General features: G+C 59.3%; 14 protein-coding genes. 8 read left to right on the top strand and 6 right to left on the bottom strand.

The features are described 5' to 3' along the window. Positions 1-53: 53 nt before the first annotated feature. Genes PM04_RS00865 through PM04_RS00855 form a run of 3 tightly spaced genes read right to left on the bottom strand, consistent with a single transcriptional unit; the run spans position 54 to position 3,368 of the window. Positions 54-683, bottom strand: a complete 630-nt coding sequence (locus tag PM04_RS00865; protein ID WP_038002728.1) for a DUF3726 domain-containing protein — start codon at positions 681-683, stop codon at positions 54-56. After that, entirely contained in the window at positions 680-2,386 is a 1,707-nt protein-coding gene (locus PM04_RS00860; RefSeq protein ID WP_234702830.1) for a hypothetical protein, read from the bottom strand. Before PM04_RS00860 ends, PM04_RS00865 begins: the two co-directional genes overlap by 4 nt. Next, the gene (locus tag PM04_RS00855) at positions 2,379-3,368 is read right to left on the bottom strand and encodes a membrane dipeptidase (RefSeq protein ID WP_038002725.1); all 990 of its coding nucleotides are present in this window, start codon (positions 3,366-3,368) and stop codon (positions 2,379-2,381) included. The genes PM04_RS00860 and PM04_RS00855 overlap by 8 nt, the downstream gene beginning before the upstream one ends. Positions 3,369-3,551: 183 nt before the next feature. Between PM04_RS00855 and PM04_RS00850 the strand changes: the two genes are divergently transcribed. From PM04_RS00850 to PM04_RS00815, 8 genes are all read left to right on the top strand, one after another. Next, entirely contained in the window at positions 3,552-4,469 is a 918-nt protein-coding gene (locus tag PM04_RS00850) for a DMT family transporter (protein WP_052068271.1), read from the top strand. 195 nt (positions 4,470-4,664) lie between these two features. Further along, positions 4,665-5,771: a hypothetical protein gene (locus tag PM04_RS00845; protein ID WP_038002723.1), complete on the top strand. Its 1,107-nt coding sequence runs from the start codon at positions 4,665-4,667 to the stop codon at positions 5,769-5,771. 110 nt (positions 5,772-5,881) lie between these two features. Next, positions 5,882-6,802: a DMT family transporter gene (locus PM04_RS00840; RefSeq protein WP_038002721.1), complete on the top strand. Its 921-nt coding sequence runs from the start codon at positions 5,882-5,884 to the stop codon at positions 6,800-6,802. A 26-nt stretch (positions 6,803-6,828) separates the two neighbouring features. Then, positions 6,829-7,704 (top strand): ATPase, encoded by an 876-nt coding sequence (locus tag PM04_RS00835; protein ID WP_038002718.1) that lies wholly within the window; start codon positions 6,829-6,831, stop codon positions 7,702-7,704. 34 nt (positions 7,705-7,738) lie between these two features. Further along, positions 7,739-8,653 carry a homoserine O-succinyltransferase gene (metA, locus tag PM04_RS00830; protein ID WP_038002714.1) on the top strand — a complete coding sequence of 305 codons (915 nt, stop codon included), beginning with the start codon at positions 7,739-7,741 and terminating at the stop codon, positions 8,651-8,653. Between the two features lie 64 nt (positions 8,654-8,717). Further along, positions 8,718-9,632 carry an alpha/beta fold hydrolase gene (locus PM04_RS00825; protein ID WP_234702831.1) on the top strand — a complete coding sequence of 305 codons (915 nt, stop codon included), beginning with the start codon at positions 8,718-8,720 and terminating at the stop codon, positions 9,630-9,632. A 42-nt stretch (positions 9,633-9,674) separates the two neighbouring features. After that, entirely contained in the window at positions 9,675-10,553 is an 879-nt protein-coding gene (ppk2, locus tag PM04_RS00820; protein WP_038002711.1) for a polyphosphate kinase 2, read from the top strand. Then, entirely contained in the window at positions 10,546-11,163 is a 618-nt protein-coding gene (locus PM04_RS00815; RefSeq protein WP_038002709.1) for a TetR/AcrR family transcriptional regulator, read from the top strand. The genes ppk2 and PM04_RS00815 overlap by 8 nt, the downstream gene beginning before the upstream one ends. Before the next feature lie 58 nt (positions 11,164-11,221). Here the strand turns inward: PM04_RS00815 and PM04_RS00810 are convergent, their stop codons facing one another. The 3 genes from PM04_RS00810 to PM04_RS00800 form a co-directional block, all read right to left on the bottom strand. Then, on the bottom strand, positions 11,222-11,998 hold the full coding sequence (locus PM04_RS00810; protein ID WP_038003798.1) for an enoyl-CoA hydratase-related protein: 777 nt from the start codon (positions 11,996-11,998) through the stop codon (positions 11,222-11,224). Between the two features lie 64 nt (positions 11,999-12,062). Beyond that, positions 12,063-12,518 (bottom strand): cytochrome c-type biogenesis protein, encoded by a 456-nt coding sequence (locus PM04_RS00805; protein ID WP_038003796.1) that lies wholly within the window; start codon positions 12,516-12,518, stop codon positions 12,063-12,065. Continuing rightward, on the bottom strand, positions 12,518-14,503 hold the full coding sequence (locus PM04_RS00800) for a heme lyase CcmF/NrfE family subunit (protein ID WP_038002707.1): 1,986 nt from the start codon (positions 14,501-14,503) through the stop codon (positions 12,518-12,520). Before PM04_RS00800 ends, PM04_RS00805 begins: the two co-directional genes overlap by 1 nt. Positions 14,504-14,516: the final 13 nt, after the last annotated feature.

Raw genomic sequence — 14,516 nt, 5'->3', positions numbered from 1 at the left:
ATTCCTCGGTAAACTATTTATTATCGGGGGCCTGCGACAATGGTCGTGGCCGATTAGTCTGCGCCCCCGGCCCCGCGTGCACGCGATGCCTCAGTCGCGGGAGCATAAGTTGCGGCAGCAAAACCTTCCAGCCGATTTAGCTGATCGGGGTGCACAAAGGCGCGGGTTGACCGCGCGATGGGCGCACCCGTCGGCGCATCCGCCAGTGGTGTTATCGAAACGCGCGCGGCCCCATCGGTTTCGATCGATCCTGCGCACCAAAGACAGGGTTCAGCCCCACCGCGCACTGTGACCTGCGCAGCGGCATCTGACGTACGCCATTGCACCGAATAGAGCCCCGGCAAATGCGCCACAAACGGCACCAGCAAAACGGCGCCAACGACCGCAGGCAAGTGCAGGCCCTCAGGCGGTATGCGCCCGTGATCCGACAAGGCCGCCCCTGCGTGCAGCACCGATAGGCCCACCACGTCCGCTGGGCTGTGCCCCCCGCCGGGCAAAGGCTTTAGCCCCGCCTCCAAGACGGATAGCAACGCCGCCAATCCGGGCAAACCGCGACTGTTGACCCACGTCACACTCGCGCGCGCTTCCTCTGCGAGGCCCCAATCCATGCCAGCGCCCCGCGCGGCCTTGAACGCCAGCGCCCCCGCCTCCGAGAGCGACATCTCCCGCAAAGTCAGGCTCACGCCCCCTCCCACGGAGCTTGCCAATAGGGCCAGCGACATTCGGATTGCGCAGATAAATCAGGGGGCAAAGGCGCACCGGCGAACATGCAGATCCGCACCCACCGGTCTGAGCGCGGGTCAAACCGCTGCGCCCCAAAGAACGAAAGCTTCGCGCGCAAAAGGTCGATCGGCATCATGTCCGCGGCGATTGTATTGTCTTGGATTTCCCCAAACGGATGCTCCGCGATGATCTGCACCCGCCGCAAAGCGTGTCGCAACGCGGGGTTGGCCAAGGCAAATGCAGCCACCGGCGCGTCCTCGGGCCAAGCGGGCAGCATCGCGTGCAACTTCGCAATGTCGCGTCCGGGTGCCAAAGGTTGCTCATAGTCTTCAACCGGTTCCTCACAGCGCTCGCCCAAGCGCGGCTCAAGCTTCTCGGCAGAGGTGTACCAGACCCGCGCCTGCGCCTCAGCCGCGGCCCAGTCAATCGCAACTGCCCACGGATAGTGATGCGCAATCAGAGCCTTAAGCGCGCCGACAGTCATTTGTCCGTCGATCCTGTGCGCCTCGGTCGGTACGGACATTTCGGCGGCGATTTCTTCTAATTGGGCGGCATAAGGCTCTAGGATCGCGCTGACCAACCACTCTTGCCCCTCAAGCGTTAACGCAGTTTCGGCCCAGTTGATCAGTGCATCCCATGTGGTCACTCCGGCATCCAAGCGGGTGATGATCCGCACCAAATCATCTGCCAACCCCGCGTCGCGCACCTGTTGGCGGGGGTGGTCGGTGCGCCACGTCGCAACCTTTGCTGACATGATCTGCGCCAGTGTCAGGACCAATGCCCACGCCTCTGTGTCTGGAGCATTTTGCGCGCGCACGGACGCCAAGGCGTTCTCTCTCGCGCTGATCCATGCGTTGATCAATTTGGGGTGCGTCATCAAAAACGGCGCCATGCCGAGGCCGGTCGAATTGCCTATCCCGAGGCCCCGGGCGATATCGGGATCAAGGGTCGCAGCTTTGATGCCCTGTGCCGCCGCCTGTGCGCGAGCCATGTGTTGAACCAGTTCCGTCACGGCCCAGCGGATCAAATAGACGGTCAGCATCTCAACCTGAAACGGGGCGGCAACTTCCGCCCGGGTAGAGATCGTGTCGTAGTCCGCCGCCCCAAACTTGCCGGAACCATAGACGGCTGTCGTGCGCATCAAATAGCCCACTTCGGCCAACTCATCCGTGTCAGGCTGCTGCCCACTAGCAAGGGCACTTACCACTTTTTCCCACAACCTGACGGAGCGGTTGGCTCGGCTCAACGTCAGCTCGGTTTCCGAAATCCGGCCCGCCTCTTGAACAGGGACATTTGCCGCAAGCCGCGCCAGATCGGCGGCGTCAGGCACCCCATCAAACAACGTGAACGTCGCATCCCAAGCCGTTGCAATCACACGGTCCGAGCGAAGCTCATCCGGCAAATCATGAAAAAACGCGACCAAAGAATATGTCCGCGCCGCCGTCTGCGCACGCAAAACCGCGTGCCCCACACCCTGCGCATCCACCTGCCAATCGGCAATGGAAAACTGCCAATCATCGCGCACCGCGCGCGCCGTCAGTTGCCGCATGAATGAAAGAGGCGAGGCATGAAAACACCCCATCCGCTCTAGCCGCATCACCTTGCTTGGCGGGCGTAGGCCGGACATCGCACCGGCCAGCGGAGGGGATGCGCGCTTAGCCATCCACCGGTCCAAAGCTGGTCTCGTAGAACCGCGCCCAGTTGCCGCCCATCAGGCCCGCGACCTCGCCTGCGTCAAATCCGGCGGCAGCCAAACCCTCTGCAAGGCCCGGAAAGTCGCGGTTATCGCGGAACCAATCAGGCTGCGGCGGAAAGCCGGGCGCAGATGCAGAGCCTTCACCGTAATCGATTTCCTTGGTCCAGCGCCCCACCCGCATCCATTCCACGATGCTGTCAGGTTGATCTTGACACAGGTCCGACCCAATCCCGAGGCAATGAGCACCGTACTTATCAGCGGTTCGCGCGATCATCTCACAAAAATCCGCCCGCGAACAATCTGTGCCGCCTTTCAGATGGTGCGGATAGAGCGAAAAGCCCAGCATCCCACCATGATCCCCTTTGGGCCCTAAAACCGCGTCCAAAACCGCGTCGGATTTGTTGCGCCGCGCGGCGTGCCACCAGCCGGGGTTGGCGTGTGTGATCGCAATGGGACGGCTTGAATGGTCCGCCGCCTCAATCGTCGAGCGATCGGCAGAGTGGCTCATATCCACCACAAGGCCCACACGGTTCATCTCGGTCACGACCTGACGCCCCATGCGCGTCAGCCCCGTGTCATCCTCTTCATAACACCCGGTCGCGAGCAGCGATTGGTTGTTATAGGTCAGTTGCATAAACCGCAGGCCAAGCTGGTGCAGGATTTCGACTAGGCCGATGTCATCCTCCATCGGGCTAGGGTTTTGCGCCCCAAAAAAGATCGCCGTGCGTCCAGTAGCCTCAGCCGTTTTGAGGTCAGCCGCCGTCCGACCGGGAAAAATCAGCTCAGGAAAGCGTTCGAACCAGCGGTTCCACTGCTCTAGATTCGCAACGGTTTCGCGAAACGTCTCGTGGTAGGCCACTGTCACGTGAACGCCCGTCAGCCCGCCTTGATGCATCTGTTCAAAGACGGTCTGAGACCAGTTGCAGTACTGTAAGTTGTCTATGCGCATAACGCCTCCCGCCTCGCTTGTCCCTCACGCGATGCGATTCCGTCAATTCGTGATCGCATCGCGGGGATGATTTTTGCGCATTTCGGCGCATCTGGCTTATCGAAGTCCGAAAATTGGCCTTATCAAACCGCCCCAAGGTCAAGCACGCTTGACCATGCCCGCGCGGCGTGATCCACCCTTTTTATGATCCGCGCACGCACCGATATCCCGCTTTTTGGCCCCACGGCTCAGGCCGCCTTTTGGATGCTGGGCGCGATTGTGTCGTTCACCTCAATGGCGGTTGCCGGGCGCGCCGTCAGCCATGAGCTTGATACGTTTGAGATTATGCTCTTTCGGTCCATCGTGGGCATTTGCGTCGTTGTCGTAGGGGCACAGCTGTTGGGCACATCCCACACGATTACCCACCGCACGCTGGGCCTGCACACAATCCGTAACATCGGCCATTTCGCGGGCCAAAACCTGTGGTTTTTCGCCATAACGATGGTGCCGTTGATGCAGGTCTTTGCGCTCGAATTCACGTCGCCGCTGTGGGTCGTATTGCTCGCGCCACTCATCTTGGGTGAGCGGATCACTTGGGACCGTCTCGGCGTTGTGTGCCTTGGGCTGATCGGCGTGGCACTCGTCGCTCGCCCGTGGGAGGCCGCGCCGTCATGGGGTTTGGTGGCCGCGGGGCTCGCTGCCATTGGCTTTGCCGTATCGGCCCTGTTCACCCGTAGACTGACCCGCACCGAAAGCGTGACCTGCATTCTGTTTTGGATGACCCTGATGCAGGCGGTCTTTGGCCTGATTTGCGCAGGTTTTGATGGGGATATCGCCCTGCCCTCCGCCACAGTGGCGCCTTGGCTGGTGCTGATCGCGATGGCCGGGCTGCTGGCCCATTTGTGCATGACGCAAGCACTGTCCCGCGCACCCGCCTCTGTGGTGATGCCGTTCGACTTTGTGCGCCTGCCGGTCATCGCCTTTGTTGGCATCTGGCTCTACGCAGAGCCGTTCGATCTATGGGCGCTCTCGGGCGGGGTCATCATCTTCGCAGCCGGCTACATGAACGTCCTGACCGCCGCACGGGGTGAAAAGCGGTTAAGCCAGCCTCGGACCGGATAACCCCTCGCGTTAACCAACTTACACCCTGAGGTTGATGTATATTTGCCACCGTTGTCATACCACAAAGGCGCTAAAGCCCTTTTACGCTGGGTAACGTTTGACGGTTTCAATTTAGCTCAACTAAGAAGCAATGGACCAGAGCGGGGGAGCTCTGCCGCGCCAACTCACGGTGCGCAACTTGGGAGAAAGACAATCATGAAACGTATCGCGCTTGCGGCCCTACTCACGACCGCTACTGCTACTTCTGCCCTCGCGGGCGGCATCGACCGGTCCGGCCAATTCCTAGGGCCACTATTTGAGAAGGGCGGCGAGACAGGCAGCTATTTTCAGTTTGGCATCAGCTCCGTGGAACCCTCTGTTGGTGTGGCGGCTGGGCCTGTCGCGGGTTCCGACCCACTGGACACCTATGTGCCTTGGAGCGCTGCCATCAAGCTGGACGTTACCGACAAGCTCAGCTTCGCCATTATTGGCGATCAACCATTCGGCGCAAATGTGAATTACAACGATGCACCTATTCGCTTAGCAGGGGTGCCGTTTACACCTGGCGCGAACATCACAAGTCAAGGATGGACTGGTGTGTTGCGCTACAAGGTTACAGAGAATTGGAGTGCTCACGGCGGGCTTCGCGCACAAAAAATCGTTGGTAGTGTTAACACGTACAGAGGCACCGACTTTATGCGCCTTGACGCAAACAGTGGATTCGACTTGGGTGGGCTAGTAGGCGTTGCGTACGAACGCCCCGATATCGCTATGCGAGTTGCTCTCACCTATAATTCTGAAATTGATCAGGGTTTGTCGGGGAGCGAAAGCATTGACGACCTAACCGGTGTTAACCCAGCAACATCTGATACAAAGTCTTTTACCGTCACCACTCCTGCTAGCCTTAACCTGGAATTTCAGACCGGTGTTGCAGCCAACACTCTGCTATTTGGGTCAGTTCGTTACGTCGAATGGAAGGGCGTTAATCTAACCACGGACGAGCATGAATATGTTAATTTTGAAGAAAACAGCACGACTTATTCGCTCGGCTTAGGCAGACGATTTAGTGATTCTTGGTCAGGCGCTGTAACACTTGGATTTGAACCCGAAGGCAACTTCATTAGCAACAGCGCTCTGGCTCCGACAACAGGCTCTCAAAGCATTGGTCTTGCCGCGACCTACACTCAAGGCAACACTACTGTAACAACAGGCGTAACTTACGCAAAATTGGGTGAACGTAAATTTGACTTTGGTAGCACCGACATCGACTTCACCGACGGCGAAGCCATCGGTGTCGGTGTGCGCTTGGGTATCAACTTCTAAAGCCCACCCCACCGAAACCATCCCAAACGCCCTGGCCAATCGCTGGGGCGTTTTTTGTTTGTCGCAACTTCCGGGTCGCCTGGGTGCGTCCCGCTTGCTAGAGCGCTGCCATGACATCACAAAAATCCATCTCACCGCGCGCTTGGGCGGAACTGATCCTGCTCTCGGCGATTTGGGGCGGGTCGTTTCTGGCGATCCGTACCGCGTTGGATGAAATCCCCTTTGTCACATCGGTCGCGTATCGCGTGGCCATTGCGGCGGCTGCATTGTGGACCGTGGCACTCATCCGCCGCGCGCCCCTTGGGATCACACGGGCGCATCTGGTTGGATTTCTGGGCATGGGGGTGCTGAACAACGTGATCCCCTTCACGCTGATGGCGTGGGGGCAGTTGCATATTGAAAGCGGCCTGACCTCAATCCTCAACGCGACCACCGCCATTTTCGGCGTTCTCGTGGCCGCGATTTTTCTGGCGGACGAAAGGCTCACTCCACGAAAACTGATCGGCGTGGGCATCGGATTTATGGGTGTTGCGACAGCGATCGGCCTTGGCACCCTGATGCAGTTCGACCTGCGCAGCTTGGCCCAAGTCGCGGTCGTGACGGGCACCTTGTCCTATGCTCTGGCGGGCGTTTGGGCACGGCATTGGTTGGCGGGCCTGTCGCCCTTGGTTGCCGCGGCGGGTATGTTGAGCGGAGCGAGCCTTGTGATGATCCCCGCAGCCCTATTCCTTGACGGCGCCGTGGTCCCACAAAACCCGATCACATGGGCCGCAATCCTCTATTACGCGCTGATCGCAACGGCATTCGCCTATATGCTCTATTTTCGGGTGTTGGGCATGGCGGGCAGCGGCAACCTGATGCTGTGCACGTTGATGGTGCCGCCCGTGGCCATCACGCTTGGTGCATGGATCCGGGACGAAACGCTGGACCCCAACGCCTACGCAGGCTTTGCCGCCCTCGCACTGGGGCTGGTGATCCTTGATGGGCGGGTCATGGCACGCTTGCGCGCCCGCGCCCGCGCGCGTAGCTAGGGGCAGACCAAACGAAAGACCCCGCCATGATCTATGATACCCCCGCCGCTTGGCACCAAAGCCCCAACAAGCGCGTTTTGTTTTTTGGCATGTCGGGGCTGGGAAAAACCCACCTAAGCAACATCTTGCGCCACGCGGATGACGGCTGGTTTCACTATTCGATCGATTACCGCATCGGTACCGCCTACATGGGTGAATTCATCGCCGACAACCTCAAGCGCGAGGCGATGAAGGTTCCGTTTCTGCGGGATCTCCTACGCTCAGACAGCGTGTATATCGGGTCGAACATCACCTTTGAAAACCTCGCGCCGCTGGCCACCTATCTGGGCAAACCGGGTGATCCGGACAAAGGCGGGCTGAGTTACGCGGAATACTGCTACCGACAAGAATTACACCACCGGGCAGAACGCAATGCGCTGCTGGACACGCACCATTTCATTGAGCGCGCGATTGAGCTGTATGGCTTTGACCATTTTGTCTGCGACACGGGCGGGTCGATTTGTGAGGTCGTTGATCCCGATGATCCCAATGACGAAATCCTCGCGCATTTGCATGATCACACCCAGATGATCTGGATTGAGGGCACACCGGATCACACCGAAACGCTGGTCAAGCGGTTCTCTGCCGACCCAAAACCGATGTGCTACCGGCCCGCGTTTTTGGACCAACTCTGGCACGAATATCTGACTGCGCAGGATTGCACGGAGGCCGAGGTCAACCCCGACGCCTTCATCCGCTTTACCTATGCCCGCGCGATTGAGGCGCGTCAGTCCCGCTACGCCGCGATGGCACGCAATTGGGGCCTGACGGTGCAAGCTGCCGACGTGGCGCAGGTCCGCGATGCCAAGGACGTGACCGACCTTGTGGCCGATGCCCTTGGCAAACAGGCCACGCGCGCCTAAATCAACGATCCGATCCAAAAGGATACTTGCTGATATGCCCATCACCCTGCCCCTCGATCTGCCCGCCTTTGACGTTCTCGGCAATGAGGGCGTGTCGGTCATGGACAGCACCGCCGCCACGCGGCAGGACATCCGGCCATTGCAGATCGGCTTGCTGAACCTGATGCCCGAAAAAATTCAGACCGAAACGCAGTTTGCCCGGCTCATCGGGGCCACACCGCTGCAAATCGACCTGACGCTCATCAAGATGACGGAGCATTTTTCCAAAAACACCTCACCCGCCCATATGGAGGCGTTCTACAAGCCGTTTGAGGACGTCAAACTGCACAAATTCGATGGGCTGATCATTACCGGCGCTCCAATTGAGCATTTGCCGTTTGATCAGGTCACCTATTGGGATGAGCTGACCGAGGTGATGGATTGGACCCAGACCAATGTGCACACCACGCTTGGCGTGTGTTGGGGCGGCATGGCGATGATCAACCATTTCCACGGGGTGCAAAAACACCTGCTGGATCACAAGCAGTTTGGCTGTTTCAAGCATCGCAACCTTGCGCCCGCATCGCCTTATTTGCGCGGTTTCTCTGACGAATGCGTGATCCCGGTAAGCCGCTGGACCGAGATGAGGCGCGACGAAATCTATGCCGCGGGTCTGCCGGTTTTGCTGGATAGCGACGATGGTGGCCCGTGTCTGGTTGAGGACGTGGATCACAGATCCCTGTATATTTTCAACCACTTCGAGTATGATAGCGGCACCCTAAAGGGTGAGTATGATCGCGATATCGCCGCGGGCAAACCCATCAACGTGCCACAGAACTATTACCCCGGTGATGACCCCACCAAAGAGCCGCTCAACCGCTGGCGATCCCACGCGCACCTCCTATATGGAAACTGGGTGAACCAAATTTATCAAACCACACCCTACGATATGGAGATGATTGGAGGGTAGCGGCCTGCGCAAAGCGGTAAAAATCGGAGCAGTGGCCGGGCTTTTGGCTGGGTGCGGAGCAATCGTGGATCAAACCTTTGACAGCCGCATGATGCGCGTTGTGGCAGACTATCCGCCCGAGGGGCAGATATTGGATGTGGGCGGCGTGCCCGTGCACGCGGTGGTGCGGGGCACGGGTCCAGACGTGGTTTTGATCCACGGGGCGTCGGGCAACACCCGCGATTTTACCTTTGATCTGGTCGACCGGTTGGCAGACACCTACCGCGTGATTGTCATGGACCGCCCCGGCCTTGGCTACACCGGCCACACACGGGCACACTACGCACAGATCACCGCAACCACCTCTGACACACCGGCGGAGCAGGCAGAGCTGTTGTCTGCTGCCGCGCGGCAGTTAGGGGCCGATGCGCCCCTTGTCGTTGGGCAAAGCTATGGCGGCGCGGTTGCATTGGCGTGGGCCTTGGACCAACCGCTGTCGGGATTGGTGACCTTGGCGGCGGTGTCCAACGTTTGGCCCGGACCGCTGGACGCGATCTACCGCATCAACGGCTCACGGCTTGGAGCGTTGACGACGGTGCCCCTGATTTCGGCCTTCGCACCCCGCACCCGCGTGGATGCAGCGGTTGAGGCCATTTTTGCCCCCAATCCTGTTCCCCCTGGCTACACCGAAGCCATCGGCGCGCCCCTCTCCCTGCGTCCGATATCGCTGCGGGCGAATGCGCGGCAGATCAACACGCTCAAACCGATCATCGCAACGATGGTGCCCCGTTACGGACAGATCACGGTGCCGACCGAAATCCTACACGGCGATGCAGACACGATTGTACCGCTTGATATCCACTCGGCCCGATTGGTGGATCAAATCCCAGACGCGCACCTGACCGTGCTGCCCGGTATCGGCCACATGCCCCATCACGCCGCCCCCGAAGCAGTGGTGAATGCGATTGGGCGTGCCGCCACCCGCGCCGGATTGCGTTAACCGCGCGAGGCGCCCATAAAGGGCAAAGTAAAGGGACTTCACATGACCGACCCCGCCACCCTGCCCTTCGACGGTGCGATCAGTGCGTTTTTCGAAAAAAACGCGCCCAAGCCAGTGCGCGAAGCGATCCGCAACGCTGGCCGCAAGGACATCCTTGCCGCCGATTGGCCCTATAAATCGCGCCTAAACCGCGCGGGGTATGATGCACAGATGCAGCATCTGCAGATCCAATTGGTCCGTGCGCAAGCCGCGATCAAAGCCGAAGGCAAGCGCGTCGTCGTGATCTTTGAGGGTCGCGATGCGGCGGGCAAAGGCGGCACGATCAAACGGGTCCGCCAAAACCTCAATCCACGCGTCGTGCGTACCGTAGCCTTGTCAAAACCAACCGAGGCCGAGGCCGGCCAGTGGTATTTTCAACGCTATATCCAACATCTGCCCACGGCAGGTGAGATGGTGCTGTTCGATCGGTCTTGGTACAATCGCGCGGTGGTCGAACATGTGTTCGGTTTCTGCACACCTGAACAACGGGCCCACTTCTTTGCACAAGTGCAGGGTTTTGAGGACACGTTGGTTGAGGATGGTGTGACGGTCGTCAAGCTATGGCTCAACGTCTCTCAGCCGGAACAGCTGCGCCGGTTTTTGGCGCGCGAAAGCGATCCGCTCAAGCAATGGAAGCTGTCGCGGATCGACGTAGAGGGGCTGCATCGCTGGGATGCCCACACCGATGCAATCTCAGAAACCTTTGCCCGCCCGCACTCCGCAAGCTCGCCGTGGACCGTCATCCGGTCCGATGACAAACGGCGCGCGCGCCTCAACGCGCTTCGCGCAATCCTGCTGCAATTGGAATATCCCGGCAAAGACCTGTTACCACTAGACCCGCACATCGCGGGCGGACCAGAGGTATGGCACCCCGGTGGCTAAGCGCGGATATCACCACGGCAACCTGCGCCAAGCTCTTGTGGATGGCGCGCTTGAGCTGATCGAGGAGAAAGGCCCCACAGGCTTTACCCTGTCGGAAGCCGCCAAGCGCGCAGGCGTTACACCCGCCGCCGTTTACCGTCACTTTGAAGGGCGCGAAGACCTAATCGCCGAATGCGCCTTTCAGGGGCACATGATCTTTGGCGACCTGATGGAATACGCCTATTCCACCGGCGGCCCTTCTGCACTGTCCGCGTTTGAGGCGACGGGCCGTGCCTATCTGGCATTTGCGCGGAAATACCCCGGCCACTACATGGCGATGTTCGAAAGCGGTGTATCCTTGCACGCCTCCGCAGAACTCGCATCCGCGGTCAAACGCTCCAAGGCTGTCTTGGAAACAGCGGCAGCCGCGCTGTCCGAAAACATACCGGTTGAAAAACGCCCCCCCGCCGCGATGTTTTCTGCGCACATCTGGGCGATGAGCCATGGCGTTGTCGAACTGTTTGCGCGCGGCACACCGGGCGCAAATACACCGTTCCCGCCCGAGGATCTGCTAGAGACAGGCATCGGAATTTACCTACGCGGACTAGGATTGGTCGCGCCCGACGCGTGACGTCGAAAAAGTCTTCTCGAAGACTTTTCGGCCCCGAAAACTCTTTTGGAAGAGTTTTCTACCGGCCCTCGTAGCGCGCAGGACGCTTTTCCAAGAACGCCAAAACGCCTTCCTTAAAATCACGCGTGCGTCCGCATTCCCCCTGAAGCCGTGCTTCGACCTGAAGCTGCTCAGACAACGTATGATCATAGCTTCCACGCAGTGCCTTTTTCACATTTGCATAGGCCGCTGTCGGCCCATTCGCCAAATGCGCCGCACGCGCGCGCCAATGACTGTCAAAGGTTTCATCGGGAACAGCTTCCCAAATCATCCCCCAATCGCTCGCATCACGGGCCGAAATCGGCTCTGCGAACAAAGCGGCGCCCATTGCTTTGGCAGCCCCCATCTGACGTGGCAACCAATAGGTCCCCCCCGCATCTGGGATCAAACCGATCCGAGTAAACGCCTGAAGGAACACCGCCGATTCCGTTGCAATGACGACATCCGCAGCCAGTGCCAAGTTCGCCCCGGCCCCCGCTGCTGCTCCATTTACGGCGGAAATCGTTGGGATTTTGCACTCGTATATCGCCATCAGCATCGGCTCATATTCGTCGCGCAAGGTCCGCTCAAGGTTCAGGTTCGCGGCCGACCCTTTGTCGCCTAGGTCTTGGCCAGAGCAAAACGCACGACCCGCCCCGGTCAGAACCAGAACCCGCGCCTCTGCCTCTGCGGCGCGCACGGCATGTGTGATCTCAGCCCGCATTTGCGTGTTGAGCGCGTTCATCACATCAGCGCGGCGTAGTTCAAGAACGGCCACTCCATCCGTGATCGTCAGATCAATGGTTTCGTATTGCATGATGCCTCCCAGATTTTTCATGAGGTTGACTGCTTCGCATTAGCTAGGAAAGCGAAACCTTGCGTCAGTCCTTGAGCAGGGCCTTGAGCCTGTCTTCCTCAGCCTCAGACAGCCCAGATACAGCGGCTTCCTTGGCGTTTTGACGGCCCCGGAGGTATCCAATCGCGACTGCTAGCGCGAGGAGAAAAACAGCAGGCCCTGCGTACCACAGCACGAAATTCGAGCCCGTCTTTTGCGGGGTTAGCAGCACGAATTCACCGTAGCGGTCCACAAGGTAATCGATCACGTCCTGATCGCTGTCGCCCGCGACAAGGCGCTCACGCACCAGTACCCGCAGGTCACGGGCCAATTCCGCGTTGCTCTCGTCGATGCTTTCGTTGCGACACACAAGGCACCGAATGTTTGCCGACAAATCGCGCGCACGCTCCTCAAGAACTGGGTCATCAAGGATTTCGTCCGGTTGGACGGCAAAAACTGGCCCCGATATCAGCAGGGCCAGTGTCAGAATTAGAGCTCGGATCATTCGGCAGGCACCCCTTGGGCTGCGACCTCACGACGGCGGCGTGCGCCAGCAGCCACGCGATACCGACGGTCCGACAGCGACAAGACACCGCCGAGCGACATGATAATCGCGCCCCCCCAAATCCAGTTCGCAAAGGGTTTGATGTAGACGCGCACAGCCCATCCACCGCCCTGCTGTGGATCACCGATCACAGCATAAACATCACGCCAAAAACCGTTGTCGATCCCGGCCTCAGTGGTCGGCATCGCCGCCACTGGATAAATGCGCTTTTCAGGGAATAGCACGCCGATATCGCGACCATCCTCATACACATGCATCCGTGCCATCGTGCTGAGGTAGTTCGGACCCTCGACCCGGGACACATCCTCAAGCACAACCTCATATTTGCCAACAGTCAGGCTCTCACCGACTTGGAGGACCCGGATATCTTCCTGCTCCCACGCCATCAGGGCAGCAACACCAAAGATCGTGATCCCGAAACCCGCGTGCGCGACGGCCTTGCCCCAGTCTGCACGCGGCAACCGAACCACACGACCAAATCGCTGCGAGAGAGAGCCCTTTTGCCCCGTCCGCAAATATAGATCCACACCGGCACCAACGACCAGCCAAACGCCTAGTCCCGCACCTAGCGGGCCACCAGCGGACCGCCCGGTCTGCATCGCCCAAACCAGTGCCCCCATGAACACGGCCAAAGCCAACGCATACCACAACGGCTTCATCGCACGCGCGGCATCCGCACGCTTCCACGGCAACACCGCGCCAAGGGGCAATAGTGCCGCCAAACCTATGACAAAAGGCGTAAAGGCTGCGTTAAAGAAGGGTGGCCCGACTGACAGCTTCCGGTCAAACGCCATCTCCGCGATCAGCGGCCACATCGTTCCGATGAACACCACAAAGCACGACACCGCGAGCAGTACGTTATTGAACACCAACGCGCTTTCACGGCTCACGGTTGAGAACACGCCCTTGGCTTCCATCGCGCCGCCACGAATGGCGAACAACAACAGCGCGCCGCCTGTGAAAAACACCAAAATCCCGAGGATATACACGCCACGCTCGGGGTCATTCGCAAAGGCATGGACGCTTGTCAAAACGCCCGAGCGCACAATAAACGTCCCGATCAGCGAAAACCCAAACGCCAAGATCGCAAGCAGAATCGTCCATGATTTCAGCGCCTCACGCTTCTCCACGACGATCGCAGAGTGCAACAGGGCCGCCGCAATCAACCACGGCATGAACGACGCGTTCTCAACCGGGTCCCAGAACCAAAAGCCGCCCCAGCCAAGCTCATAATAAGCCCACCAAGAGCCTAGCGCGATGCCGATGGTCAAAAACAGCCAAGCCGCCAAGGTCCACGGCCGAACCCAACGTCCCCACGCGGCGTCGACGCGCCCCTCCAACAGGGCCGCCACAGCAAACGAATACGCCATGCTCAGACCAACGTAGCCAAGGTACAAAAACGGTGGGTGGAACGCCAAACCGGGGTCCTGCAACAACGGGTTCAAATCTTCGCCATTGAACGGCGGGAATTCGAGGCGCAAAAACGGGTTAGACGTGAATAGAATGAACGCCAAGAAGGCGACGGAAATAGAGCCCTGAACCCCCAAAACCCGCGCGCGCAATGTCGGCGGCAACTGGTTTCCGAACCAAGCCGCGGTCGCTCCAAACAGCGCGAGGATAACGACCCACAACAGCAACGACCCTTCGTGGTTCCCCCAAACACCGCTGATTTTATACAGCATCGGCTTGTCGGTATGTGAGTTCATCACAACCAATTGCAGCGAAAAGTCGGAAGTCACAAAGGCGTACGTCAGCGCGCCAAAACTAAACAAAACCAACCAGAATTGCAGGCTTGCCGCCGGGCGCCCAAGCGCCATCCAATCCGACCAGCCTTTGTGGGCCCCAACAAGGGGCACCACGGTTTGTGCGATGGCGACTGCAAAAGCCGCGATAAGGGCGAAGTGTCCGAGTTCTACGATCATGCCCAAATACTAG

The sequence above is a fragment of the Thalassobacter sp. 16PALIMAR09 genome, from assembly GCF_000765485.1.
Lineage (GTDB): Bacteria > Pseudomonadota > Alphaproteobacteria > Rhodobacterales > Rhodobacteraceae > Thalassobacter > Thalassobacter stenotrophicus.
This window is presented reverse-complemented; position numbering and strand designations above follow the sequence as displayed.